Here is a 26,344-nt window from a genome sequence, read left to right on the forward strand (position 1 = left end):
CTGTGGCACTCTGATAGGCAAGAAGAACAGACAATCAGGGAGACACCCAATGGCGACCAGCCATCAGGCATCCGGCATTCAGGCAGCGCGTTTGGACGCTGCCGGGATCGCCGAGAATTTCTCGGACTTGCATCCAGCCTATGACGCGCATGAGGCCGCGGTGGCGGCGGACCGCTGCTATTTCTGCTATGACGCGCCCTGCATGACCGCTTGTCCGACCAGCATCGACATTCCCCAGTTCATCCGGGAGATCCAGGCAGGTCACGCCGAAAGCGCCGCCCGCACCATTTTGGAGCAGAACATCCTGGGCGGCATGTGCGCCCGGGTCTGCCCGACTGAGACGCTCTGCGAAGAGGCCTGTGTGCGCGAAACCGCCGAAGGCAAGCCGGTTGAGATCGGACGCCTGCAGCGCTACGCCACCGACACGCTGATGGAGAAGGGGGAGCACCCCTTCACCCGCGCTGCCTCGACCGGCAAGAAGGCCGCCGTGGTCGGCGCCGGACCCGCAGGCCTGGCGGCAGCGCACCGGCTGGCCATGCTGGGCCATGACGTGGTGATCTATGACGCCAAGTCCAAGGCCGGCGGTCTCAACGAATTCGGCATCGCCGCGTATAAGTCCACCAATAATTTTGCCGCGCGCGAAGTTGAGTGGCTGCTGCAAATCGGCGGCATTACAATGGATTACGGCAAGAAGCTGGGCGCGGAACTGTCACTGGACGCCTTGACAGCGGAGTATGACGCCGTGTTCCTCTCCATTGGCCTAGCTGGGGTCAACGCCCTGCGCGCCCCGGGCGAGGACAAGGATGGCGTCCGCGACGCGGTGGAATTCATCGCCGATGTGCGCCAAGCCGAGGACCTGACCATGCTGCCGGTGGGCCGCAATGTGGTGGTGATCGGCGGCGGCATGACCGCTGTGGATGCCGCGGTGCAGTCGAAACTGCTGGGCGCCGAAAACGTCACCATCGCCTACCGCCGCAGCCGCGATGACATGGGCGCAAGCCGGTTCGAACAGGATCTGGCCGCGTCCAAGGGCGTGAAGCTGATGTTCAACGTCATGCCCAAGGCGGTGCACGGAAATGGCGCAGCCGCCGAAATCGAATTGGAGTATACTGCGGTTGCAGATGGCAAGGTCTCCGGCACCGGCGAGACCGTGCGTTTGGCCGCCGATCAAGTGTTCAAGGCAATTGGCCAGACCCTGGAGGGCCAGCCCGATGCGCTGAAGCTTGAGGGCCGCAAGATCAAGGTTTCGGAGACCGGGCGCACCTCGCTGGCCGGGGTCTGGGCCGGGGGTGACTGCGCCTCGGGCGGCGAGGACCTCACCGTGACCGCCGTGGCCGAAGGCCGCGATGCTGCAATGGACATTCACTCCAGCCTGATGGGCTGAGCCAGCTCGGGCGCAGCGCAGCTGCGACCCAAGCTAGCCTTAAGAGGAGAGATCAAATGGCTGATCTGACAACAGAATTTTTGGGGATCAAATCCCCCAACCCGTTCTGGCTGGCCTCGGCGCCGCCAACCGACAAGGAATACAACGTCCGCCGCGCTTTTGAAGCTGGCTGGGGCGGCGTGGTTTGGAAAACCTTGGGCTCTGAAGGTCCGCCAGTCGTCAATGTGAACGGTCCGCGCTACGGCGCGATCTGGGGGGCTGACCGCCGTCTGCTGGGCCTCAACAACATCGAGCTGATCACCGACCGGCCGCTGCAGACCAACCTTGAGGAAATCACCCGGGTCAAGAAGGACTACCCGGACCGCGCCGTCATTGTCTCGATCATGGTGCCCTGCGAAGAGCAGGCCTGGAAAGATATCCTACCGCAGGTGGAGGCCACCGGCGCCGACGGAATCGAGCTGAACTTTGGCTGCCCGCACGGCATGGCCGAGCGCGGCATGGGCTCTGCTGTGGGGCAGGTGCCGGAATACATCCAGATGGTCACCGAGTGGTGCAAGAAATACTACTCCAAGCCGGTGATTGTGAAGCTGACCCCGAATATCACCGACATCCGCCACCCGGCGCGGGCTGCAAATGCGGGCAATGCCGATGCGGTCAGCCTGATCAACACCATCAACTCGATCACCTCGGTGGATCTCGACAGCATGGCGCCGGAGCCGACCATCGGCGGCAAGGGCACGCACGGCGGCTATTGCGGCCCGGCGGTGAAGCCGATTGCGCTGAATATGGTCGCCGAAATCGCCCGCGACCCGCAAACCCATGGCCTGCCGATCTCTGCCATTGGCGGCGTGACCACCTGGCGCGATGCGGCTGAGTTCATGGCGATGGGCGCAGGCAACGTGCAAGTCTGCACCGCCGCGATGACCTATGGCTTCAACGTGGTGAAGGAGATGATTTCGGGTCTGTCCAATTGGATGGATGAGAAGGGCTACACCTCCACGCAGGACTTCATCGGCATGGCTGTGCCGAATGTCACCGACTGGCAGTATCTGGACCTGAATTATGTGACCAAGGCCAAGATCAATCAGGACGATTGCATCAAATGCGGCCGCTGTTTTGCCGCCTGCGAGGACACTTCGCACCAGGCAATTGCGATGAGCGAAGACAGGGTATTCACTGTGAAGGACGACGAATGCGTCGCCTGCAACCTCTGTGTGAATGTCTGCCCGGTTGAAGGCTGCATCACTATGGAGGAGGTCGCGGCAGGCCAGATCGACGAGCGCACCGGCGAGGTGGTTTCGGGCGATTACGCCAACTGGACCACCCACCCGAACAACCCGGCCGCAACCGCCGCCGAGTGATCCATCGTCAGTTCCGGCTTCGGGACTTCTCCCGCCCGTCGCCGGCCTCCTTTGCAGGAGACCGTCTCCCGTTGGGCCCGGCGCCGCGCATAGCGCGGCGCCGGGCCCAAGGCCGCCAAGGGGGTATCAGCATTGCTGATGGCACCTGCGGGCGCGGGAGCGTTTCCCTTTCGGTGAAAACGTTCGCTGGCGGAAAGTCAGCTCTGCGGCGTAAGCATCCGGCGGTAAAGAGTTTCCAAGTATTGCGGCGCCGCGTCAAAGGGGTCTTCATCCCCCATCAGCGTACGCACCTGCGCATCAAAATCAGCATAGTGCTGGGTGAGCGACCAGATCGAAAACAGCAGATGCTTGGGGTGGGCCCGGTTGATACGGCCGGCATCCATCCAGCCCTGCAGCAACCGCGCCTTTTCCTCCACCAGCACGTTCAGATCGCTTGCAATGACGTCATGCAAACGCGGCGCCCCCTGCACGATCTCATTGGCGTAAAGTCGGCTTTCGCGCGGAAAATCCCGGCTCATCTGCAGTTTGCGCTGCACATAGGCAAGGATTTCTTCCAGCGGCTCCCCCTCAGGGTCCAGCGCCCGCAGCGGGTCCAGCCAGGTGTCCAAAAGCCCGGCCATCAGCTCATTGAAGATAGCTTCCTTTGAGGGGAAATAATACAGCAGGTTCGGTTTGCTGAGGCCCGCCGCCTTGGCGATCTGGTCCACGGTGGAGCCGCGGAAGCCATGGCTGGAAAAAACGTCCAGCGCGGCTTCGAGAATGGCGGCGCGATTCTTTTTCTGAATGCGGGTGGGCGCGCGGTCTGCGGGCATGTCCGTCCTTGTCTGTTTTTGCCGCACCTGCCAGCTGAAGTGCGGAATTTTACCTATTTCCGGCAAAAGCACCGTTTTTTTCAAGAGGCATGCGGCAATTTCTTGACTGAGTGTGAACCCGTGATAGCGTGAGTTTGACCAGTTGGTCAAATCATTGGCCGGATCCAGCCGGACCGGAACAGTGACAGGCCAGCACTCAAAGCCACCGGAAACGGCGAATACGCCGGCCGAAGCCTGCAAAGACGGGCGAACAGGGAAGGAAGCTGGAGATGACGTCGCTTGGACAGAATCTGAAAATCAATGGCGACAGGCTGTGGGACAGCCTGATGGAGATGGCCAAGATCGGTCCTGGTGTCGCGGGCGGCAACAACCGCCAGACGCTGACGGACGAGGATGGCGAGGGCCGCGCCCTGTTCCGAAAATGGTGCAAGGACGCGGGCTGTTCCATGGGGCTCGACCAGATGGGCAACATGTTTGCCCGGCGCGAAGGCACCGACCCGGAGGCGCTGCCGGTCTATGTTGGCTCGCATCTGGATACCCAGCCGACCGGCGGCAAGTATGACGGGGTGCTGGGGGTGCTCGGCGGGCTGGAGCTGATCCGCTCGCTCAATGACATGAATATCAGGACCAAGCATCCGATTGTGGTGACCAACTTCACCAACGAAGAGGGTACGCGTTTTGCGCCGGCTATGCTGTCTTCGGGTGTGTTTGCCGGTATTCACACTCAGGACTGGGCCTATGACCGGGAGGATGCTGAAGGCAAGAAGTTTGGCGATGAACTGAGCCGCATCGGCTGGCGCGGCGAAGAGGAAACCGGCGCCCGCAAGATGCATGCCTTCTTTGAGCTGCACATCGAACAGGGCCCGATCCTTGAGGCGGAAGGCAAGGACATCGGCGTGGTAACTCATGGCCAGGGCCTCAGCTGGACCCAGGTGACGGTCACTGGCAAAGACGCCCACACCGGCTCCACCCCGATGCCGTTGCGGCGCAATGCAGGCCTGGCGATGGCACGGATCCTGGAGGAAGTGGACGTGATTGCCTGGAGCCATGCGCCGCACGCGGTCGGGGCAGCGGGGCATATCGACGTCTTTCCCAACTCGCGCAATGTGATCCCGGGCAAGGTGGTTTTCACCGTTGATTTCCGCAGCCCTGATCTGGACGTGATCACGGATATGGAAAACCGTTTGCGGGAAAAGGCCAGCGAAATTGCCGAGGCGATGGGGGTGGACATCGAATTCGAAAAGGTCGGTGGCTTTGATCCCGTTGCCTTTGACGACGGCTGCGTCACCGCGGTGCGCAGCGCGGCAGAGCGGCTGGGCTATTCACATCTCGATATCATCTCGGGGGCAGGCCATGACGCCTGCTGGATCAACCGGGTGGCGCCGACTGCAATGGTGATGTGCCCCTGCGTTGACGGCCTCAGCCACAACGAGGCGGAAGAGATCAGCAAGGAATGGGCCGAAGCCGGCGCCAATGTCCTGTTCCACGCGGTGGTCGAAACTGCTGAAATCGTTTCATAGCTGGGGGCCGGCCCCAGACCCCCGGGATATTTCCGGCAAGAGGAAGAGACGGCGCGCAGCGGCGGAAGAGACAAATGGAGGCGTGAAAATGCGCCCCGGTTCAGGGAGTTGTAACCATGAGTAAAGTCATCAGAAACGGCACCATCGTGACCGCCGATCTGACCTACAAGGCGGATGTGCTGATCGAAAACGGGGTGATCACACAGATCGGCCCGAACCTGAAGGGCGATGAGGAACTGGATGCCACCGGCTGTTATGTGATGCCGGGCGGGATCGACCCGCATACCCATCTTGAGATGCCTTTCATGGGCACCTACAGCTCGGACGACTTTGAGTCCGGCACCCGCGCGGGGCTTGCGGGCGGCACCACGATGGTGGTGGATTTTGCACTGCCCAATCCAGGCGAGAGCCTGCTGGACGCGCTGAAGCGCTGGGACAACAAATCCACCCGCGCCAACTGCGACTACTCCTTCCACATGGCGGTGACATGGTGGGGCGAGCAGGTTTTTGACGACATCAAGACCGTGATCCAGGAACGCGGTATCAACACCTTCAAGCACTTCATGGCCTACAAGGGCGCTTTGATGGTGAATGATGACGAGCTTTACGCCTCCTTCCAGCGGCTGGCGGAGCTGGGCGGCATTGCTATGGTGCATGCGGAAAACGGCGATGTGGTGGCAGAGCTATCCGCTAAGCTCTTGGCAGAAGGCAATAATGGCCCAGAGGCTCACGCCTATTCCCGCCCGCCGCAGGTGGAAGGCGAGGCCACCAACCGCGCCATCATGATTGCCGATATGGCGGGCGTGCCGCTCTACGTCGTGCATACTTCTTGCGAGGACAGCCACGAGGCTATCCGCCGCGCCCGGATGCAGGGCAAGCGGGTCTGGGGCGAGCCGCTGATCCAGCATCTGACCCTGGATGAGAGCGAGTATTTCAACAAGGACTGGGATCACGCTGCTCGCCGGGTGATGTCGCCGCCGTTCCGCAACAAGCAGCATCAGGACAGCCTGTGGGCCGGTCTGCAGTCGGGCTCGCTCTCGGTGGTGGCAACGGATCACTGCGCCTTTACCACCGAGCAGAAACGCTATGGGGTTGGTGACTTTACCAAGATCCCGAACGGCACCGGCGGCCTGGAAGACCGGATGCCGATGCTCTGGACTCATGGGGTGGAAACCGGCCGGCTGACACCGAACGAGTTTGTGGCCGTCACCTCGACCAACATTGCCAAGATCCTGAACTGCTACCCGAAAAAAGGCGCGGTTCTGGTCGGTGCCGATGCCGATCTGGTGGTTTGGGATCCGGCTAAGACCAAGACCATCTCGGCAGGCACCCAGCAGTCCTCAATCGACTACAATGTGTTCGAAGGGCATGAAGTGAAGGGCCTGCCGCGCTTTACCCTGACCCGCGGCCATGTGGCGGTGCATGACGGCGATATCCGCTGCCAGGAGGGCCACGGCAAGTTTGTCGAGCGCGCGCCCAACACCACGGTGAACAAGGCGCTGTCGACCTGGAAAGAACTGACCGCTCCGCGTCCGGTGGAGCGCAGCGGCATCCCGGCGACAGGCGTGTAAATCAGGAACGGGCTGCCGGTAACGGCGGCCCGTTTTCCTGTGTGAAATCAAGGCGAAGATATGAATATGGAAACGACCACCCAGGCAATCCGTCCCGAGGCCGCCGCTTCCTCAACAGGTCCTGCAGATTGCGTGATCGAGGCAAAACACCTGGATCTGACGTTTGAGACCAACGACGGCCCGGTGCACGCGCTGAAGGATGTGAGCCTGGAGATCAATAAGGGCGATTTTGTCTCCTTCATCGGTCCGTCCGGCTGCGGCAAGACCACGTTTTTGCGGTGCATTGCTGCGCTGGAGACACCCACTGGCGGCAGCCTGTCCGTGAACGGCATGACCCCGGACGAGGCGCGCCGCAACCGGGCATATGGCTATGTGTTTCAGGCGGCGGGGCTGTACCCGTGGCGGACCATTGCCAAGAACATCAAGCTGCCGCTGGAGATCATGGGATACTCCAAAGCGGAACAGGAGAAGCGCGTTCAGCAAGTGCTTGAACTTGTTGAGCTGTCGGGTTTTGGCGGCAAGTTTCCCTGGCAGCTGTCAGGCGGTATGCAGCAGCGGGCCTCCATCGCACGGGCGCTGGCGTTTGACGCTGATATCCTGCTGATGGATGAACCCTTCGGGGCGCTGGACGAGATCGTGCGCGACCACCTGAATGAACAGCTCTTGAAGCTCTGGGCGCGCACCAACAAGACCATCGGCTTTGTCACCCACTCGATCCCGGAAGCAGTATATCTGTCGACAAAGATCGTTGTGATGTCGCCGCGGCCCGGGCGCATACATGATGTGATCGACAGCACCTTGCCCAAGGAACGTCCCTTGGATATCCGCGACAGCCCTGAGTTCATCGAGATTGCGCATCGGGTGCGTGAGGGGCTTAGGGCGGGGCATGCCGATGACTGAGTTTTGCCTTAGAAACTGGGCGGCGCCGGGCGTGCAGCCCATGTGCCGCCCCAGTGTACCGGGCGGCTGCCAGATTGGGAGGGCAAGGGTATGAAAAGCCTTGTTGCCGTTCTCTCTGTGCTCGCTGCTATCATTGCCTTTTGGTACGCCGCCTGCGTGCCGATGAACATCAAGGGTGTTTTGGATGCGGCTGAGCGGGCAGGGGCCGAAGTAACACCTGCCACGCCAAAGGCGCGCCGGGACATGAGTGAAGTAGGGCTGGTGGCAACGAACACCTTTGCCATTGGCGATACCTGGGTGCAGGAGCGCCCGCGTCTGCCGGCGCCGCATCAAGTGGCGGTGGAGCTGTGGAAGACCACGGTGGAAAAGAAGATCACCTCGAAACGCAGCCTGATCTATCACGCGCAGGTGACGCTGAGCGCCACCCTCTTAGGCTTTGCCATCGGCACCGGTCTCGGCATCCTGCTGGCGGTGGGCATCGTGCACAGCCGGGTGATGGATATGTCGGTGATGCCTTGGGCGATTGTCAGCCAGACCATTCCGATCATCGCGCTGGCGCCGATGATCATTGTGGTGCTTTATTCCATCGGGGTGCAGGGGATCATTCCCAAGGCGGTGATCTCGGCCTACCTGAGCTTTTTCCCGGTGGTTGTCGGCATGGTGAAGGGGCTCAGGGCACCGGATTCGATGCAGCTTGATTTGCTGAAAACCTATAGCGCCTCGACGTCCCAAGGGTTCTGGAAGCTGCGGCTGCCGTCCTCGATGCCATACCTGTTTGCCTCGCTGAAAATCGGTATTGCGGCATCGCTGGTGGGCGCCATCGTGGGTGAGCTGCCAACCGGTGCGGTTGCGGGACTTGGCGCACGGCTGCTGGCGGGCAGTTATTACGGGCAGACCGTGCAGATCTGGTCGGCACTGTTTGCGGCGGCAATCCTGGCGGCGGCGCTGGTGGCGCTGCTGGGGCTGATTGAAAAGCTGGTGCTGAACCGGATGGGGGTGCGGGCATGATTGAGCGTTGGAAGGAGGGCTCTGCCCTCGCCGCTGCGCGGCTCACCCGGGGTATTTGGCCCAGAAAGAAGCAGGAGGGTGCGTCATGGTGATGGTTGTCCTTGCTGTTCTCGTCTGGTGTCTGGGCTGGTGGCTGAACAGCCGCCTGGCCAACAGCCCGGCGGCGGCGACGCGTGGTGTTCAATTGCTGGTGCCTGCGATCTTTGGCGTCACCGTGCTGGTGGTCTGGGAGCTGCTGGTGCGCGGGCTGGAAGTGTCGCTGGTGATCCTGCCTGCGCCTTCCGTGATTGCCGAACGCTTTGCCTCCAGCATTCCGATCCTGTGGGAGGACTTTGCCCAGACCATCCTGAAAGGCGCGCTTGGCGGCTATGTGATCGGATGCGGCGCGGCGTTTCTGACCGCGATCCTGGTCGATCGCAGCGATTTCCTGCGCCGCGGGCTTTTGCCGGTGGGGAACTTCGTGGCGGCGCTGCCGATTGTCGGCACCGCGCCGATCCTTGTGATGTGGTTCGGATTCGACTGGCACTCCAAGGCCGCGGTGGTTGTGGTCATGGTGTTCTTCCCGATGCTGGTGAACACCGTGGCGGGCCTGCGCGAGACCGACCAGATGCAGCGCGACCTGATGCAGACCTATGCCGCCGGCTACTGGCAGAGTTTCTTCAAGCTGCGGCTGCCAGCGGCGCTGCCGTTTGTGTTCAACGGTTTGAAGATTTCGACCACGCTGGCGCTGATCGGGGCAATTGTGGCGGAGTTCTTCGGCTCGCCCACAGTCGGCATGGGCTTCCGGATTTCCACCAGCGTTGGCCAATTGGCGCTGGACATGGTCTGGGCTGAGATCGTGGTGGCTGCCCTTGCGGGGTCAGCCTTCTACGGGCTGGTTGCGCTGATCGAGAAGAGCTTCACCTTCTGGCACCCGTCCCAGCGGGGCTGAATAGAGGGGTTGAGCAGATACAACACATACGGGAAAGTGAAAACAAAAAGAAACCCGGACAAACGAAAATCAATAGGGAGAACTTACCAATGAAGCACATTATGACGGCAGCGGCTTTGGCGCTGGGGGCGGCAGGTGCGGCCCAGGCAGCGGACGACGTGACGCTGCAGCTGAAATGGGTGACACAGGCACAGTTCGCAGGCTACTACGTGGCGCTGGACAAGGGGTTCTATGAAGAAGAGGACCTGAACGTCACTATCCTGCCGGGCGGCCCGGACATTGCGCCGACCCAGGTGATTGCCGGCGGCGGCGCCGATGTGACGGTGGAATGGATGCCGGCCGCACTGGCCGCGCGCGAAAAGGGTTTGCCGCTGGTCAACATTGCCCAGCCGTTCAAATCTTCGGGCATGATGCTGACGTGCTGGAAGGACACAGGTATCGCTGCACCTGCCGATCTGGCCAACCGCACCCTGGGTGTGTGGTTCTTCGGCAATGAATTCCCCTTCATGAGCTGGATGAGTCAGCTGGGCATTTCGACCGAGGGCAAGGGCGACAGCGGTGTGGAAGTTCTGAAGCAGGGCTTCAATGTCGACCCGCTGCTGCAGCGCCAGGCGGATTGCATCTCGACCATGACGTACAATGAGTACTGGCAGGTCATTGATGCGGGTGTCGGTGCGGATGAGCTGATCACCTTCAAGTACGAAGACCAGGGCGTGGCGACGCTGGAAGACGGTCTTTATGTGCTGGAGGAGAAGCTGAGCGATCCGGAGTTCACCGGCAAGATGGAACGCTTTGTGCGTGCGTCGATGAAGGGATGGAAATACGCTGAGGAAAACCCGGATGAGGCGGCGGAAATCGTTCTGGACAATGATGCCTCCGGTGCCCAGACCGAGACCCACCAGAAGCGGATGATGGGTGAGATTGCCAAGCTGACCGCAGGCAGCAACGGCGCGCTGGATCCGGCGGATTACGAGCGCACGGTAGCAACCTTGATGGGCGGCGGCTCCGATCCGGTGATCACTAAGGCTCCGGAAGGCGCCTGGACTCATGCCATCACGGATGCAGCGCTGAAGTAACGTCTGGCATCCTGATTGAGGATTCTAAATCTATGACCCCGCTTGGCATTGATGCCTGGCGGGGTTTTCTGATTTCCGGGCTGTGGTTGCAGAAGATGTGCACACCGGCCGATGCTCAACGGCCAGGCTGCTGCCTGCGATGGAGAGCAGCCTGGCACAGAACAATATGCTGGGCGAGGGGGCTTTAACCGGTTCCTTCTTTCTGCCCCCTCTCAACAGGCGCAGTCCAATCGGACAACCCCTGTTCTTATTGATGGGAGGCCGCGTGGTGTTCACCCGGCCTTTCGTCCGGACTATCAGGCGTTCGCGCCGCAGTGTTTGACTTCAATCCCGAAGACGTATGATCGGCTTTGAGTAAAGCGGTGCCCGCTAGTACGGCTTTTCTTCACCGTGTTTTGCCTTGCGGCGCTTGCTGCATCGGAAAGATCTGCCGCCCTGAGCCAAAGCAGTTTGGTTAAAATTGCAATAAATTGGCAGTGATTCCAAAATACACGCTTTGGGCGTGGTTTTTTGTGGTACCCTCACCTCATGGGAGAGATATGTGCTCATACCCCCGATGGGCAGAGGCAATCCAGCTACCCGCCGCATTACCTGTGCCTTTGCCCTCAGGCGGAACGTGCCGTGTGCCGATCGCGGCAGCCGGTGCGAGGATGCTCAGCCCTCCTGGCTGTGATGGACCAAGGCTGCGAATTGCCATTGATGGAATTGTGCCGGGAGGCTTATGTGCGCAAGAGCCAGACCGGCAGAGGTCAGGTTCTGGTGCTGTATGAGGCTGAGCCTGCGGAGCTGGCGGATCTGAACAGCCGGCAATGCGACATCATTCCTGTATCGGTTTGCTGCCTGAGCAGGATCGGCCACACGGATCTTCTGCACTCGCTGGCGAGCGGGTTTGATGTCATCCATATGCAGGTATGCGCCAGCGAACAGGATATTCCGCATCAGCGGCGCGAAGTCGAATTGGTGCAGGCGCTTGGCGGGCTGGGGCGCGTGCTGGTTTTTGACCGCGACACGGGATTGTCCCGGCGGCTGGCGGCAAGCGTGTTTCCCTTCCCTTCGGTGACGCCGGACGTTCTGGCTATGGGCAGCCGCCGGGATACTGCCCGGGCCAGCGCCGCGGCGCTGCTGCCCGCCAGCATGGATCGTGTCTCCTTGCCGGACCAGGCGCCTTACGGGTCCATCAGCCTGGATGAAGAGCTGTGCAACCATTGCAGCAGCTGTGTTTGGGTTTGCCCTTCGGATGCTCTCAGCTTTACTGAAAACGGCTGCGAATTGAGTTTTGTTGAATCGCAATGCTTTCAATGCGGCCTGTGCATTACGATCTGCCCGCAACGCGCGCTGAGTATGGAGGCGGCAATGGATTTGTCGGCTGCGGCGGTGCTGCCGCATCTGCTGGCTGGCAGGAATGACAACTTGGGGAACGTAGAGGAAACGGCCAGTGGCCCGGTGCAGGCAGAAGACCCCAGTTGAGCGGCAGCCCTTATCCGGCAGGGGAAAAGGGGCCGGAATTTCTGAAAGAATCCAACGCCCTGCTTGAGGTATCAGCGGCCCTCAGCCTTGTTCGAGAAACCCGCCGTATTGGCCGCGCTTGAAAATCAGCCCCTTGCCCGGGCGGGTGGTGACGCTGGCAACCTCGCCGATGATGATGGTGTGATCACCGGCCGGATGGGCGGCATAGTTGCGGCAGTCGAAACGGGCAATCACCCCGTCCAGAGCCGGCGCGCCGAGGGCATTCGGCTGCCAGGCAGCGGCTGTGAAATCTTCTCCGTGTGCGGCAAAGTGCTTGGCTAGTCCCAGCTGATCTTCGGCCATCACGTGAATGGCAAAATTGTCTGCCTTTGCAAAGGAATCATGGCGCATGGAAGCCCGTGCCGGGCACCACAAAAGCAGCGGCGGGTCCAGGGAAACGGAAGTGAAACTGTTGACGGTAATGGCCAGCGGGCCGCGGCTGGTCACTGTGGTGATCACGGTCACCCCGGTGCCAAAGCTGCCGAGAGCATCGCGATAGATCCGGGCAGTCTCCGGCCCGGGAATAAAGCTGGTTTCGGCCATGCCGCGCGCCTCTTGTTCGTTCCGGACAGTGACCTGCCACGCATGGCGCCGATTGTCTACCTAGTTCATGTCTTCAATAAGGCGGCTGTGCTTGCGGGTCTCTTCCAGCACTGCACCAAACGTGCTGAGGCCCCGCGCCTCCAGCATGGGAAGCATCTTGCAAAACACTTCGGCGGTGGCGCGGGCGTCGCCCATTGCGGTATGGCGCACTGCCGCCGGAATGGTCACATCCAGGCGTTCGCACAGCGCGTCAAGCGTATGGGATTGCGACGCGCCGAACAGAACGGCGCTCAGCAGCACGGTGTCCAGAACGGGTTGATCCCAAGCGACCCCTGCGCGTTTCGCGTGGCGGTGCAGGAAAGCCATATCAAAGGGGGCGTTATGGGCTACCATCACGGCATCCGAGGCAAACCGGTGCAAGCTGCGCGCGGCCTCGGAGATATCCGGCGCACCCTGCACCATCGCATCGCTGATGCCATGCACTTTGACCGACACGGCAGGGATCGGCCGGCCCGGATCCACCAGGGTTTCAAACTGCTCCTCGTCGATGATCCGGCCGCGCACCACCCGCAGTGCGCCGATCTGCACGATCTCATCCTTATGGGGAAGCAGGCCAGTGGTTTCGGTGTCAAAGACAACATAGCTGAGACCGGCAAGTTTCTGGTCTCCTCCTGCGGCCTGACTGCCCTCCAGCAGGGCAAAATCATAAACCAGGGGCCGTGTGTCCTCTGGCGCAAGGCCGGGATGGGAGCCTTCAAACAGGATGATGTAGCCCGGAGCGCCGCCAAGCGGTTTCAGCCGCAAATCGAATACCTGAGCACCGCTTGCGCTTTTGACCTGTGCTGCGGCTTCCTTGCCGCTGCGCACCATCCTGCCATAGGCCGCTTCAAGCCCGGTCTGATCCAGATAGCTGGACAGCGGCGCATTTAGCCGGGGCGGAGCCTCCTGCGCCAGCACTGCAGCTGCCTGGCCGTCATACAGCACAATCCGGTGCGAAGGGCCGGCCATGAGCGTGGCAATAGGAATATCGGTCAGCAGCGCAGCAAGGCGGGTTTTCTCGGCTTCCAGATGCGCAGTCTCGAGGGCAATGGCCTCGGCAGCATTGAGGGCGGATTCTCCCAGTTTCCCGGCCAGCCCCTCCGCCGCGGCGGCCAGGTCGCCAAGATAGCGGGCGCCGTGTGTGTCCATTTGCCGGGTCACACCAGCATGCGCGCGTGCGCGCATCTCGGCCGCCAGGCGTTCGATCGGCTTGGCGACGTTTTCATCGAACAGCAGCCAAACCGCGGCGCACAGTCCCAGGATTGCAAAGATGCTCAGCAGCCCTGAGAACAGGAACGCATCTGCCAGCTCCGGCTGGCCTGCCCGGGCGAAGCCCAGCCACAGGGCGCCGCAGGTGACAGCAATGCCGCCAAGCGCCAGCAGGCAAAAGAACAGGAAAATCCGCAAACGCAGGCTGAGCCGGGTGAGCATCGCTATCCTCCGCAAACAGTGGCCAGGATCGCATCACCGGCGCCCGGTTCAATCCAGTTCAGCCCCTCCGGCAGCCCGCCGCTGAATTCAGCAGCGCCGGCAGACAGCGCCCGCCGCCCGGTGCCGCAATCAAGCCAGACCGGCAGCTTGGTCACCGCGGCCCAGCGGCCGAAGAAATAGATCTCGGCCAGGTGCACCTGCGGGTGGTCCGCGTGGCTTTTCATCGTGGCGGTATCAATGGCGGCAAAGCGGTCAACGTAAGGCACAGCATAGGTCCACGGACGGTAGAAGCTGCGGTTCTCAACCGTTTCCGCCACCACCAGCCCCTCGGGCAGGCCGGACGCGGTGCGGGAATACCAGCCGTACTCCGAGGCAATGGTGACGCCTATCATCGCCAGCCCCGCCGCAACCGGCGCCAACCAGCGCGGCAGCCGCTCGCCTAGGGACTTGCCCAGCAGCATCACCACACCCGCCGCCGCAATGCCTGCAAAGATCACCGCAATCAGTTCCAGAAACATGCCAATTCCTCTTCAGAGCCCGGCCGGCTCTTTCATCTTGCCAAAAATACTCCCGCCGGAGGCATCCCCGGCGTCAACACGCGCAGGTGTCAGCCCAGTATACCTTTGCCGTGCCCAACCGCCGATTGCATTGTCTTTACCACAACAAACGCATCGCGCAGATGACTTCGCTCAAAATCTGAGAGGCTCGACGGTGCCAGGTAATTGTCCGGCGCCTGACCCGCACGGATCTGTGCCGCCTGATGCTCCAGCCGGGTCTGGGCAATCAGGTCGTAGGCGTCCATCAGATCGCGAGCACCGGAGGGGCTGAGCACGCCGGCGGCCTCAGCGGCTTCCAGCCGGGCGCGGGTGTTCACATCAGCCAGTTCCCCCTGCAGCGCATAGATCCGGCCAAGGTCCACCACCGGCACCACGCCGTTGTGCTTCATGTCCAGCGTGTTGCGGTGCTCGCCAGAACGGATGGCGGCGAGACCGCGCAAGAGCCCCAGCGGTGGCGTGTGCTTGAGCGAGTTGGCAATCATATGCGCGGTGAAAATCGAGTTTGCGCGGACTGCCGCCAGTGTTTGCCGCTGCAGGTCCTCGAACAGGTTGGCTTCGCCGCCGATGGGGCGCAGATCGAACATCACCGAGGCCAGCATCTGTGCCTCCGGGTTCGGCTTGGCGATCCAACCGCGGAAGTATTCACGCCAGACACGCAGCGGCTGCCGCCAGCGCGGATTTGAGGCCATCATCTCGCCAGGGCAGAAGACATAACCGCAGGTGTTCAGCCCATCGCAGACAAAAGCGGCCAGCTGTTCGAAATAGCTTTCGTCTTCCGGCGCTGCTTCGTCAGAAAGGATCAGACAGTTGTCCTGATCAGATACCCCGGTTTGCTCGCGCCGGCCTTGCGAGCCGCAGGCAAGCCACAGATAGGGTACCGGCGGCGGGCCGAGTTTTTCCTCGGACAGCGCCAGCAGGCGGCGGGTCGCAGTGTCGGCAATGTCCGTGATCAGCCGGGTCACAACCTCATGCCGGTTGCCGCCTGCAACCAGTTGCACCAGCAGGCGAGGGATTTCTGCGGTGACCTTTGCCATTTCCGCTGCCGAAGCGGCGCCAGCAATGGCAGAGACCATCTCGCCGGAACTCACGGCCTGGAAACGGGTCAGGTCGGTCTGGGTCACAATGCCCACCAGCCTGCCGCCTTCGGTCACCGGGATATGGCCGATGCCGTGCTCCATCATCATGTGCAGAACGTCAGAGCCGATGGCGGAGGGTGCCAGCGTCAGCGGGTCCGGGGTCATCACTGTGCTGACCGGGGTGGAGAAGGGCTTGCCCGCTGCGAGAATTTTGCCAGTCAGGTCGCGGGTGGTAAGGACGCCTTGCAGACGGTCTCCGTCGGTGACGCAGACCGAAGAGATGAAATGGTTGCGCATCAGCTGTGCCGCGCTTTGGCAGGTGAGGCCGCCGGAACAGGTGACCGGGTCGCGCGCCATGATCGCTTCAACGCGCGTGGTGGCCAGACTGTTGCCCTCGCGGCTGCCGGGGCGGCGGCGATCAAAGAATTTAGCGATCTGCGCATGCTCTGCCATCAGGGCGTGGAAGTCTGCTTTTGGCAGCAAAAGGAGCAGGGTATCTGTGGTCGCCTGGGCCGAGGTCACTGCGCGGCCGCTGCGGGTCAGACCGCGCTCGCCAAAAGAGTTGCGGGGGCCGAGGATCGAAACCGGGATGCTGTTCTCATCGGTCACCTCGACCTCGCCGGAATGAACCAGATAGAGCCCCTCCAGTTCTTCGTTCAGCACGTAGACCGGATCACCGGCTGCAGCTTGGATCTGGCGGAACTTCGGAGCGAGGCCGCTCAGCAATGCGGGCTCCAGGCTGTCGTAGGGATGCACCGAGGACAGGAAGCGGATCAGGCCGGTTTCATCAAGGGACATGGCAGCACCTTTGAAATCAGAAAAATGGCCCCGCCAGCCAAAGTGCCGGACGGGACCATCAGGGAGGTGGCGGGCCGCCGAGGGAGGGCCCGCCCAGGGGAGGTTAGTGGTCCTGTGCGGCACCTGCACCGCGCGGGATGCGGACGCTTTCGACCAGCTCTTCGATCTCGGCCGGGATGGCTTCGGTCGATTTCGACACCATGAAGGCCACCGCAAAGTTCACCATCGCGCCGATCGCACCAAAGGAGGTGGATTTGACGGTGCCCAGCAGCGGATCTGCATCGGTGAAGGAGTTGGTGCCCGGGATGAACAGCCAGCCCTTGTGCAGGAAGATGTAGATCAGGGTGACGATCAGGCCTGCCAGCATGCCGGCCACGGCGCCCTTGTTGTTCACCTTGGTGAAGATGCCCATCATCAGCGCCGGGAAGATCGAAGCGGCGGCCAGGCCAAAGGCCAGCGCCACTGTCTGCGCGGCAAAGCCCGGCGGGTTCAGACCCAGGTAGGTCGCAACAGCAATGGCAACAGCCATGGCGATACGGGCCGACAGCAGCTCGCCTTTTTCCGAGATGCTGGGGTTGATCGAGCCCTTGATCAGGTCGTGCGAGACAGCCGAGGAGATCGCCAGCAAGAGGCCAGCCGCGGTAGATAGGGCCGCCGCCAGGCCGCCAGCCGCCACCAGGCCGATCACCCAGCCCGGCAGGTTGGCAATCTCAGGGTTGGCCAGAACCAGGATGTCGCGGTTGAACTTGGTCAGCTCATTGCCGGCCCAGCCGTTGGCTGCCGCAGTTTCCTGCAGATCAGGGTTCTTGTCGTTGTAGTACTGGATCGCACCGTCGCCGTTCTTGTCTTCCCAAGCCAGCAGACCGGTTTTCTGCCAGGTGGCCATCCAGTCGTACTGCGGATCGTTTTCGATCTGCTGAACGGTCACAGCGCCGCCCTCGATGCCGCCGTTCGGCCACATCATCTCGGTGATGTTCAGACGGGCCATGGCGCCAACAGCCGGAGCGGTCAGGTACAGCAGCGCAATGAACACCAGGGTCCAGCCGGCCGACCAGCGGGCGTCAGCCACGCGCGGCACAGTGAAGAAGCGCATGATCACGTGGGGCAGGCCGGCGGTGCCGATCATCAGCGACAGGGTGAACAGCACCATGTTGAAGGTGTCGGCGTGATGCAGCGTGTACTCTTTGAAGCCCAGCTCGGTCACAATTGCGTCCAGCTTGGCCAGCAGAGGCTCGCCGGAAGCGGCGTGGTCGCCGAACAGGCCCAGGGCCGGGATCGGGTTGCCTGTCAGCTGCAGCGAGATGAAGATCGCCGGGATGGTATAGGCGGTGATCAGCACGCAGTACTGGGCCACTTGGGTGTAGGTTACACCCTTCATGCCGCCGAACACGGCGTAGGCGAAGACCACACAGGCGCCGATCAGCAGGCCGGCGGTGTTGGAAACTTCCAGGAAGCGGCCGAAAGCCACGCCAACGCCGGTCATCTGGCCGATCACATAGGTGGTCGAAGCGACGATCAGGCAGATCACAGCCACCACGCGGGCGGTCGGGCTGTAGAAGCGGTCGCCGATGAACTCGGACACGGTGAACTTGCCGAACTTGCGCAGATAGGGCGCCAGCAGCAGCGCCAGCAAAACGTAACCGCCGGTCCAGCCCATCAGGAAGGTGGAGTTGTCATAGCCGGTGAAAGCAATGAGGCCCGCCATCGAGATGAAGGAGGCCGCCGACATCCAGTCGGCCGCGGTGGCCATACCGTTGGTAACAGGGTGAACACCCCGGCCAGCGGCATAGAATTCAGAAGTCGAGCCCGCGCGGGCCCAGATGGCGATGCCGATGTAAAGCGCAAAGGAGGCGCCCACAAACAGCAGGTTGATGGTAAACTGGTCCATCTTATTCTTCCTCCACGCCGTATTCACGGTCCAGCTTGTTCATGCGGATCGCGTAGAAAAAGATCAGCCCCAGGAACACCAGGATTGAGCCTTGCTGGGCGAACCAGAAGCCCAGATCACTGCCGCCGACGCTGATGCCGGACAGCAGCGGGCGCAGCAGGATGCCGAAGCCGAATGAAACAACAGCCCAGATCACCAGGCTGATAATGATGATGCGCACATTGGCCGCCCAATAGCCCTTATCGGCTTCGGCGGCCTTTGCGGCGTTTGTGGTTTGGTCCGCCATGGCGGCTCCTCCTTCTTCCTCCTGAGCCGCCGCGGGGGACCGGGCAGACTCTCTCCGTTTGCCTGCCGCCGGGTTCACGGGCGTGCAGGCATGACTCCTCCGGTCCGCCTGGGCGGTGCCGATGGGTATTCCAATGTCCGGGGGACGGGGTCCTGCGTGTCAGGCAGGCCCCGTTTCTTGTTCGTTAGGCGGTGGCCTCGGTCACGATGGCCGCCATGTCCTGGGCAATGTCGGTGATTTCGCCCATGGCATTTGTGGTTTTCAGAACGTCCTTGCCGCCGTAGTAGGCGATCAGCGGCGCGGTTTGCGCGTGATAGGCTTCCAGCCGGCTGGCAACGGTTTCGGCGTTGTCATCGGCGCGGCGCTTCATTTCGGTGCCGCCGCATTTATCGCATTTGCCTGCCTCGGCGGGCTGCTTGAAGCTGTCGTGGTAGCCTTCGCCGCAGCCGCCGCAGGTGTAGCGGCCGGAGATGCGCTCGACCATGGCAGCGTCGTCCACCTCCAGGCTGATCGCGGCGTTGATCTTCTGCTGGGTTTCCGCCAGCAGATCGTCCAGCGCCTCGGCCTGCACGGTGGTGCGGGGGAAGCCATCGAGGATCACGCCCTTGGTGCAATCGGGCTCGGTCAGGCGGTCGCGCAGGATGTTGATCACGATCTCGTCGCTGACCAGCTGGCCTGCTTCCATTACCGCCTTGGCGGCGAGGCCCGCAGGCGTGCCCGCGGCAACCGCTTCGCGCAGCAGGTCGCCGGTCGACAGCTGCACATAGCCGAATTTCTCTTCGAGCATCCGTGCCTGGGTGCCCTTGCCGGCGCCCGGAGGCCCCAGCAGGATCAGCACGGCGGGACGGGTGAGTACTGCCATATTCATCGGTCAATCACCCCTTGTTCGCACGGTTTTCGATCAGGTCTTCGACCACCGAGGGATCGGCCAGGGTCGAGGTGTCGCCCAGCGAGCCGAAGTCGTTCTCGGCGATCTTGCGCAGGATGCGGCGCATGATCTTGCCGGAGCGGGTTTTCGGCAGGCCCGGCGCCCATTGGATCACGTCCGGGCTGGCAATCGGGCCGATTTCGGTGCGCACCCAGGTGCGCAGCTCCTTGCGCAGTTCCTCGGACGGCTCCCGGTCATTCATCAGGGTGACATAGCAGTAGATGCCCTGGCCCTTGATCTCATGCGGGTAGCCGACCACGGCGGCCTCGGCCACGGCGGCGTGGGCCACCAGCGCGCTTTCGACCTCAGCCGTGCCCATGCGGTGGCCGGAGACATTGATCACATCGTCGACGCGGCCGGTGATCCAGTAGTCGCCGTCCTCGTCGCGGCGGCAGCCGTCGCCGGTGAAGTAGTAGCCCTTGTAGTCGGAGAAATAGGTCTTCTCGAACCGCTCGTGGTCGCCCCAGACGGTGCGCATCTGGCCCGGCCAGCTGTCTTTGATGCAGAGCACGCCTTCAACGCCGTTGCCTTCGATCTCGACACCGGACTGGGGGTCCAGAACCACCGGCTGGATGCCGAAGAAGGGCTTCATCGCCGCGCCCGGCTTCATTGCGTGGGCGCCCGGAAGCGGCGTCATCAGATGGCCGCCGGTCTCGGTCTGCCACCAGGTGTCGACGATCGGGCATTTGCCCTTGCCGACGACGTCATTGTACCAGGTCCAGGCTTCCGGGTTGATCGGCTCGCCCACAGTGCCCAGGGTGCGCAGCGCCGAGAGGTCGCATTTTTCAACGAACTCAGTACCTTGGCCCATCAGCGCGCGGATGGCGGTGGGGGCAGTGTAGAACTGGTTCACCTTGTGCTTCTCGCAGACCTGCCAAAAGCGCGAGGCATCCGGGTAGGTCGGCACGCCCTCGAACATCAGCGTGGTGGCGCCATTGGCCAGGGGCCCGTAGACGATATAGCTGTGGCCGGTCACCCAGCCCACATCCGCGGTGCACCAGTAGACGTCGCCATCATGGTAATCGAAGGTGATCTCATGGGTCATCGCGGCATAGGTGATATAGCCGCCGGTGGTGTGCACCACGCCTTTGGGCTGGCCGGTGGAGCCGGAGGTGTAGAGTATGAACAGCGGATCCTCGGCGTTCATCTCAGCCGGTGCGCAGTAATCATCCGCATCCAGCGCCATCTCGTTGTAGTCGTGGTCGCGCCCGTCCACCCAGGTGGTCTGGCCACCGGTGCGCTTGACCACCAGGCATTTCACCGTGTCCTTGGTGTGCAGCAGAGCGGCGTCGGCATTGGATTTCAGCGGCGTGTTGCGGCCGCCGCGCGGGGCCTCATCCGCGGTGATCAGAACCTTGGCGTCGCAGCCGTTGATGCGGGCCGCCAGCGCGTCGGGGGAGAAGCCGGCAAAGACGATGGAATGAATGGCACCGATGCGGGCGCAGGCCAGCATGGCATAGGCCGCTTCGGGGATCATCGGCAGATAGATCACCACCCGGTCGCCCTTGCGCACGCCCATCGACTCCAGAATGTTGGCCATCCGGCAGGTGCGGCGGTGCAGCTCCTTGTAGGAGATATGCTGCGCCTCATCCTCCGGATTGTCCGGCTCCCAGATGATTGCGGTCTGGTCGCCGCGGGTTTCCAGGTGGCGGTCGATGCAGTTGGCGGAAACGTTCAGGGTGCCGTCGCCGTACCAGTTAATCGAAACATTGCCGAAGTTGTAGTTCACGTCCTTCACCTGGGTGAAGGGCTTGATCCAGTCGATGCGCTTGCCTTGCTCGCTCCAGAACGCGTCCGGATCGGCCAGCGAGGCCTCATACATCTCCTGGTATTTCGCGGCATTGACATGCGCGCGGGCAACGGTTTCGTCGGATGGCGGATAGACAGCGTCTGCGTGCAGCGCGTTCATGCGGTTTCCTCCCAGAAATTATATTGGCAAGACAAACGACAACGCTGTGCCGCGGCTGTCAAACCGTTTCCTCCTGGGCATCGATAATAGAGCAGGCTGAAAATTTGTGAATAACTGACCGGTTTTTAAGCATTTGCTTGTGAACGAATTTCCCTTGAGGCTATTAATCTGTAAAGTTTTTGGAGATATTGATTTTCAGATAACGCGAAATCAAACACTTACATGTAAACGACTTTGCGACTGATTTACGGGGCTGATAGGGCTGCTTGGGGCAGGGCGTGCGCTGTTGGCGGAAACATGCCGCTTCTGCACTGCGGCATATTGTGCCACCTGCCGCTTTAACAGGAGCTCCAGGTCCGGGGCCGCGCGTCTGGCGCGAGTCGCTGCGTAACCTTTCCGCCCTGGGGGTTGGCAGCGCGCGGGCAAGCCGTTAGCCTGACGCCCAAGCGCCCGCCGGTGGCACCCGCCACAGCGGAAAAGGGCGCAATCCGGGAGAGTTACATCATGAATAAATTTCTGACTGCTGCTGTTGCGGCAACTGCTGGCGTTGCTATGGCAGGCGAGGCTGCGGCCACCGAGTGGAACGTGTCCCTGTGGGGCAAGCGCCGCGCCTTTACCGAGCATGTGGAGAAACTGGCTGAGCTGGTCTCTGAGAAGACAGGCGGCGAGTTCACCCTGAACATCAGCTATGGCGGCCTCTCAAAGAACAAGGAGAACCTCGACGGGATCTCCATCGGCGCTTTTGAGATGGCGCAGTTCTGCGCTGGCTACCACCGCGACAAGAACCCTTCGATCACCGTGCTGGAACTGCCGTTCCTGGGCGTAAACACGCTGGAGGAAGAAGTGGCCGTGGCCAACGCGGTCTATGCGCATCCGGCGGTGCAGGCGGATCTGGCGCGCTGGAACGCCAAGCTGCTGATGACCTCGCCGATGCCGCAGTACAATATTGTCGGCACCGGTGAGCCACGGGATGAGCTGGCCGAGTTCAAGGACATGCGCGTGCGCGCCACCGGCGGCATCGGCAAGGCGTTCTCGGCCGTCGGCGCGGTGCCGACTTCGGTCACTGCGACTGAGGCCTATAACGCGATGGAATCCGGTGTGGTCGACACCGTCGCCTTTGCCCAGCACGCGCATCTGGCGTTCGGCACTATTAACCGCGCCGACTGGTGGACTGCCAACCTCAACCCGGGCACCGTGAACTGCCCGGTGGTGGTCAACACCGATGCCTATGACGCCCTGAGCGACGCCGAGCGCGAGGCGCTGGACAGCTCGATTGCGGAGGCGATTGATCACTATCTGGCTAACTACGGTGAACTGCTGGCGAAATGGGACAGCGTTCTGGCCGAGAAAGGCGTCGAGAAAGTCACCATCTCCGACGATCAGCTGGCCGAGTTCCGAAAAGTGGCCGCCGACCCGATCCGCGCTCAGTGGATCGAGGACATGACCGCCCAGGGCCTGCCGGCACAGGAACTGTATGACCTGGTTCAAAAGACACTGAGCGACCACCGCTCGGGCAGCTGAGCCTGAACTGACATGGAGAGGGCCGGGCGAAAAGTTCCGGCCCTTTCTGTCTTTGACGACACAGACAGATGGGGGCAGGGCATGGCGGCTGGAGCAGCAGTCCTGGAGGACGGCAGCCTGATCAGCAGGCTGGACCGAAGTTTATTGAAGGCTGAACGTCTGCTGGCGCTCTTGAGCGGCATCGCGGTGTTCTCATTGATGATCCTCGCCGTGGTCTCGGTTGGCGGGCGCAATGCCGCAAACGCGCCTCTGCCCGGCTATGTCGACTGGATCGAGCAGATCATGCCGCTGATCGCTTTCATGGGCATAGCCTTTGTGCAGCGCGACGGCGCCCACATCCGCATGGATATTTTCATCGGCGCGCTGCGGGGCCGTGCTTTGTGGCTGTTTGAGTTGATCTCTGTCCTGCTGATCTTCCTGCTGATCGCCGCCTTGGTCTGGGGCAGCTGGTCGCATTTCCTGCGCTCTTTCGACTTCGCCGCCCCCTGGTGGAGCCGCGACAGCTCCATCGATATCGGCCTGCCGATCTGGCCCGCCAAGCTGCTGGCGCCGGTGGCCTTTGCGGTGCTGGGGCTGCGGCTGCTGCTGCAGATCTGGGGCTACGGCCGCGCTTTTGTGCTGGGGCTGGAGGCGCCGGTGGCGGTGCCGCTGATCCAGAGCGCGGCAGAGCAGGCCGCAGCGGAAGCGGAGCAGCTGGAAGGCCATGACAGCAACGAGAACAAGACCGGCGGGCAGGGGTAAGGCATATGGAACCCATTGAAATCGGACTGTGGGTCACGGGCGGCCTGCTGCTGATGGTGGTGCTGGGGATGCGGGTGGCCTTTGCAGCCGGCCTGGCGGGCCTCATCGGTCTGGTGTGGATCTTCTGGGCCAAGTTTGGCTACGATCCGGCACGGTTCGGCAAGGCGCTGACCGTCTCGGTCAAAATTGCGGGCCAGGTGCCGCATTCCAAGGTCTCCAGCCAGGCCCTCAGCCTGATCCCCACCTTCATCCTGATCGGCTATCTGGCATATTACTCAGGCCTTACCAGGGCGCTGTTCGAAGCCGCCAAGCGCTGGATTGCCTGGCTTCCAGGCGGGCTGGCGGTCTCCACCGTTTTTGCCACTGCTGGCTTTGCCGCCGTGTCCGGCGCCTCTGTGGCTACCTCAGCCGTCTTCGCCCGCATCGCCATCCCCGAGATGCTGAAGATCGGCTACAACAAGCAGTTCGCAGCCGGCGTCGTGGCTGCAGGCGGCACTCTGGCTTCGCTGATCCCGCCGTCGGCGATCCTGGTGATCTACGCCATCATCGTTGAGCAGGACGTGGGTAAGCTGCTGCTCGCAGGTTTCATCCCGGGCGCATTCTCGGCGGTGATCTACGGGCTGCTGATTGTCGGTATCGCAGTGATCTTCAAATCCGTCGGCCCGCCGGTCAAAGGCTTCACCTGGGGGCAGCGGTTTGCCTCCTTGCCCGGTGCGCTGCCGATCATCTTTGTCGTCGTGATCATCATCTGCTTTGTCTACAACCCCTTTGGCGGCGACGCCTGGGGGACGCCAACCGAGGGCGGCGCGTTGGGGGCCTTTGTGGTCTTCTGCATGGCAGTCTTCAAAGGCATGAAATGGGCGGAACTGAAATCTGCTCTTCTGGAAACCGCCAAGCTCACGGTGATGATATTCACCATCATCTGGGGGGTGCTGATCTATGTGCGGTTCCTGGGCTTTGCGGATCTGCCCGGGGCTTTTTCCGACTGGATCACCTCGCTGGAGATGAGCCCGATGGTGATCCTGATCTGCATCCTCTTGGCCTACGCGGTGCTGGGCATGTTTATGGATGCCATCGGCATGCTGCTGTTGACGCTGCCGGTGGTCTACCCGGCGGTGATGGCGCTGAATGGCGGCGAGGGCGTCGCCGCAGCAGACAGCGCCTTTGGCATGAGCGGCACCATGTGCGCGATCTGGTTCGGCATCCTGGTGGTGAAAATGGCTGAGTTCTGCCTGATCACCCCGCCTATCGGCCTCAACTGCTTTGTGGTGGCGGGGGTGCGCGATGATCTGAGCGTGCAGGATGTGTTCCGCGGCGTGACCCCGTTCTTCATTGCGGATGGTGTGACCATTGCCCTGCTGGTCGCCTTCCCGGGGATCGTTCTCTACCTGCCGTCCTTGGCCGGGTAGCGGCGGGGCGCAGGGAACTCAGCAAGTCAGATCGGCTTGGCAGATGGCGGCGCAGGGCCTATATGGCGCGGCATGACAGATTTTGCCCCCCTGCACCAGGCTGCACGTCTTTCCGTTGCGCCTATGATGGACTGGACCGACCGGAACTGCCGCTATTTGCACCGGCTGCTGAGCCGGGAGACGCTGCTCTATACCGAGATGGTCACCGCTCCGGCGCTGGTGCGCGGCGGGGCGCTGCATTTGCTGGACTTCAACGTTGAAGAGCATCCGGTGGCGCTGCAGCTCGGCGGTTCGGACCCGGGAGAACTGGCCGAGGCCGCGCGGCTGGGGGCTGAGGCGGGATATGATGAAATCAACCTTAATTGCGGCTGCCCCAGCGACCGGGTGCAGTCCGGGGCTTTTGGCGCTGTGCTGATGCAGACGCCGGAGCTGGTGGCCGATTGCGTTGCTGCGATGCGCGAAGCGGTGCAGGTCGAAGTCACCGTCAAATGCCGCATCGGCGTTGATGAGCAGGAACCGGAAGACGTTCTGCCGGATTTCCTGGAGAAAGTCCGCACGGCCGGCTGCCAGCGGGTGACCATCCATGCCCGCAAGGCCTGGCTGCAAGGGTTGAGCCCCAAGGAGAACCGGGACATTCCGCCGCTGGATTATGACCTGGTGCACCGGATGAAGGCGGCGTTTCCGGATCTGCACATCTCTATCAACGGCGGCATTGCGACGCTGGCCGAGGCCAAAGGGCATCTGGACCGTGGCCTGGATGGCGTGATGGTGGGGCGGGCGGCCTATCACCAGCCGGCCGATGTGCTTTGTGCGGCTGATCCCGAGATTTACGGCCGCGGTGCGGCAAGCGATCCCGCGACGGCGGTGCTGCAGATGCTGCCTTATATCGAGGCGCGTCTGTCGGAAGGTGCCAAGCTGAACCAGATCACCCGCCATATGCTGGGGCTGTTTGCGGGCAAGCCCGGCGCGCGGCAGTGGCGGCGGATGCTGTCCGAGGGTGCCTGCCGCTCGGGCGCCGGGCCGGAACTGGTGGAACAGGCGCTGGCACAGGTGGCAAGCCAGGCGGCAGCCTGACGCAGCGCCCTTGCGTGCTATTGCCTTGTGCTGGCTGGCGGCGGCAGCTAACCCTTTGCCGGTGACGCATAACTC

The 26,344-nt window shown here is 62.2% G+C and carries 22 protein-coding genes; 13 read left to right on the plus strand and 9 right to left on the minus strand.

Annotation, left to right across the window (positions count from 1 at the left end; genetic code table 11):
- The first annotated feature begins 49 nt into the window (after nt 1-49).
- Nucleotides 50-1,384 (plus strand): NAD(P)-dependent oxidoreductase, encoded by a 1,335-nt coding sequence (locus RA19_RS19895; protein ID WP_039166041.1) that lies wholly within the window; start codon nt 50-52, stop codon nt 1,382-1,384.
- Nucleotides 1,385-1,440: 56 nt separating this feature from the next.
- The gene (gene preA / locus RA19_RS19900; protein WP_039166042.1) at nt 1,441-2,745 is read left to right on the plus strand and encodes an NAD-dependent dihydropyrimidine dehydrogenase subunit PreA; all 1,305 of its coding nucleotides are present in this window, start codon (nt 1,441-1,443) and stop codon (nt 2,743-2,745) included.
- 197 nt (nt 2,746-2,942) lie between these two features.
- Here the strand turns inward: preA and RA19_RS19905 are convergent, their stop codons facing one another.
- Nucleotides 2,943-3,557, minus strand: a complete 615-nt coding sequence (locus tag RA19_RS19905; RefSeq protein ID WP_039166043.1) for a TetR family transcriptional regulator C-terminal domain-containing protein — start codon at nt 3,555-3,557, stop codon at nt 2,943-2,945.
- 269 nt (nt 3,558-3,826) lie between these two features.
- On the opposite strand from RA19_RS19905, the gene RA19_RS19910 reads away from it, so the two are divergent.
- The 7 genes from RA19_RS19910 (at nt 3,827) to RA19_RS19940 (ending at nt 12,030) form a co-directional block, all read left to right on the plus strand.
- Nucleotides 3,827-5,077, plus strand: a complete 1,251-nt coding sequence (locus RA19_RS19910) for a Zn-dependent hydrolase (protein WP_039166046.1) — start codon at nt 3,827-3,829, stop codon at nt 5,075-5,077.
- A 116-nt stretch (nt 5,078-5,193) separates the two neighbouring features.
- On the plus strand, nt 5,194-6,648 hold the full coding sequence (gene hydA / locus RA19_RS19915; RefSeq protein WP_039166049.1) for a dihydropyrimidinase: 1,455 nt from the start codon (nt 5,194-5,196) through the stop codon (nt 6,646-6,648).
- 60 nt (nt 6,649-6,708) lie between these two features.
- Complete coding sequence (locus tag RA19_RS19920) at nt 6,709-7,548, plus strand: ABC transporter ATP-binding protein (protein ID WP_039166050.1); 840 nt, start codon at nt 6,709-6,711, stop codon at nt 7,546-7,548.
- 90 nt (nt 7,549-7,638) lie between these two features.
- Nucleotides 7,639-8,556, plus strand: a complete 918-nt coding sequence (locus RA19_RS19925) for an ABC transporter permease (RefSeq protein WP_039166052.1) — start codon at nt 7,639-7,641, stop codon at nt 8,554-8,556.
- Between the two features lie 85 nt (nt 8,557-8,641).
- Nucleotides 8,642-9,487, plus strand: a complete 846-nt coding sequence (locus RA19_RS19930) for an ABC transporter permease (RefSeq protein WP_039166053.1) — start codon at nt 8,642-8,644, stop codon at nt 9,485-9,487.
- 89 nt (nt 9,488-9,576) lie between these two features.
- Entirely contained in the window at nt 9,577-10,563 is a 987-nt protein-coding gene (locus tag RA19_RS19935; protein WP_039166054.1) for an ABC transporter substrate-binding protein, read from the plus strand.
- A gap of 699 nt (nt 10,564-11,262) precedes the next feature.
- Entirely contained in the window at nt 11,263-12,030 is a 768-nt protein-coding gene (locus RA19_RS19940; protein WP_052261950.1) for a 4Fe-4S dicluster domain-containing protein, read from the plus strand.
- An 81-nt stretch (nt 12,031-12,111) separates the two neighbouring features.
- Here the strand turns inward: RA19_RS19940 and RA19_RS19945 are convergent, their stop codons facing one another.
- The 8 genes from RA19_RS19945 to acs form a co-directional block, all read right to left on the minus strand.
- On the minus strand, nt 12,112-12,612 hold the full coding sequence (locus RA19_RS19945; protein WP_039166055.1) for a flavin reductase family protein: 501 nt from the start codon (nt 12,610-12,612) through the stop codon (nt 12,112-12,114).
- A 60-nt stretch (nt 12,613-12,672) separates the two neighbouring features.
- Nucleotides 12,673-14,082, minus strand: coding sequence for a 3'-5' exonuclease (locus RA19_RS19950; protein WP_039166057.1), 1,410 nt, complete (start codon nt 14,080-14,082; stop codon nt 12,673-12,675).
- A 2-nt stretch (nt 14,083-14,084) separates the two neighbouring features.
- Nucleotides 14,085-14,600 carry a hypothetical protein gene (locus RA19_RS19955; RefSeq protein WP_039166059.1) on the minus strand — a complete coding sequence of 172 codons (516 nt, stop codon included), beginning with the start codon at nt 14,598-14,600 and terminating at the stop codon, nt 14,085-14,087.
- An 89-nt stretch (nt 14,601-14,689) separates the two neighbouring features.
- On the minus strand, nt 14,690-16,513 hold the full coding sequence (locus RA19_RS19960) for a DUF294 nucleotidyltransferase-like domain-containing protein (RefSeq protein WP_039166060.1): 1,824 nt from the start codon (nt 16,511-16,513) through the stop codon (nt 14,690-14,692).
- Between the two features lie 103 nt (nt 16,514-16,616).
- Nucleotides 16,617-18,401, minus strand: a complete 1,785-nt coding sequence (locus RA19_RS19965; protein ID WP_039166062.1) for a sodium:solute symporter family protein — start codon at nt 18,399-18,401, stop codon at nt 16,617-16,619.
- Nucleotide 18,402: 1 nt separating this feature from the next.
- The gene (locus tag RA19_RS19970; RefSeq protein ID WP_039166064.1) at nt 18,403-18,687 is read right to left on the minus strand and encodes a DUF4212 domain-containing protein; all 285 of its coding nucleotides are present in this window, start codon (nt 18,685-18,687) and stop codon (nt 18,403-18,405) included.
- A 184-nt stretch (nt 18,688-18,871) separates the two neighbouring features.
- Nucleotides 18,872-19,555 carry an adenylate kinase gene (locus tag RA19_RS19975; RefSeq protein WP_039166066.1) on the minus strand — a complete coding sequence of 228 codons (684 nt, stop codon included), beginning with the start codon at nt 19,553-19,555 and terminating at the stop codon, nt 18,872-18,874.
- Between the two features lie 7 nt (nt 19,556-19,562).
- Nucleotides 19,563-21,524, minus strand: coding sequence for an acetate--CoA ligase (gene acs, locus RA19_RS19980; RefSeq protein WP_039166067.1), 1,962 nt, complete (start codon nt 21,522-21,524; stop codon nt 19,563-19,565).
- 504 nt (nt 21,525-22,028) lie between these two features.
- On the opposite strand from acs, the gene RA19_RS19985 reads away from it, so the two are divergent.
- The 4 genes from RA19_RS19985 to dusA all read left to right on the plus strand — a co-directional run bounded on the left by RA19_RS19985 (nt 22,029) and on the right by dusA (nt 26,269).
- Nucleotides 22,029-23,045, plus strand: a complete 1,017-nt coding sequence (locus tag RA19_RS19985) for a C4-dicarboxylate TRAP transporter substrate-binding protein (RefSeq protein ID WP_039166069.1) — start codon at nt 22,029-22,031, stop codon at nt 23,043-23,045.
- A gap of 81 nt (nt 23,046-23,126) precedes the next feature.
- On the plus strand, nt 23,127-23,786 hold the full coding sequence (locus RA19_RS19990) for a TRAP transporter small permease subunit (RefSeq protein ID WP_039166071.1): 660 nt from the start codon (nt 23,127-23,129) through the stop codon (nt 23,784-23,786).
- 5 nt (nt 23,787-23,791) lie between these two features.
- The gene (locus tag RA19_RS19995; protein WP_039166072.1) at nt 23,792-25,195 is read left to right on the plus strand and encodes a TRAP transporter large permease; all 1,404 of its coding nucleotides are present in this window, start codon (nt 23,792-23,794) and stop codon (nt 25,193-25,195) included.
- A gap of 72 nt (nt 25,196-25,267) precedes the next feature.
- Nucleotides 25,268-26,269: a tRNA dihydrouridine(20/20a) synthase DusA gene (gene dusA, locus RA19_RS20000; protein WP_039166074.1), complete on the plus strand. Its 1,002-nt coding sequence runs from the start codon at nt 25,268-25,270 to the stop codon at nt 26,267-26,269.
- Nucleotides 26,270-26,344 lie beyond the last annotated feature (75 nt).

This window comes from Leisingera sp. ANG-M1 (genome assembly GCF_000813745.1).
Taxonomy (GTDB): Bacteria; Pseudomonadota; Alphaproteobacteria; order Rhodobacterales; family Rhodobacteraceae; genus Leisingera.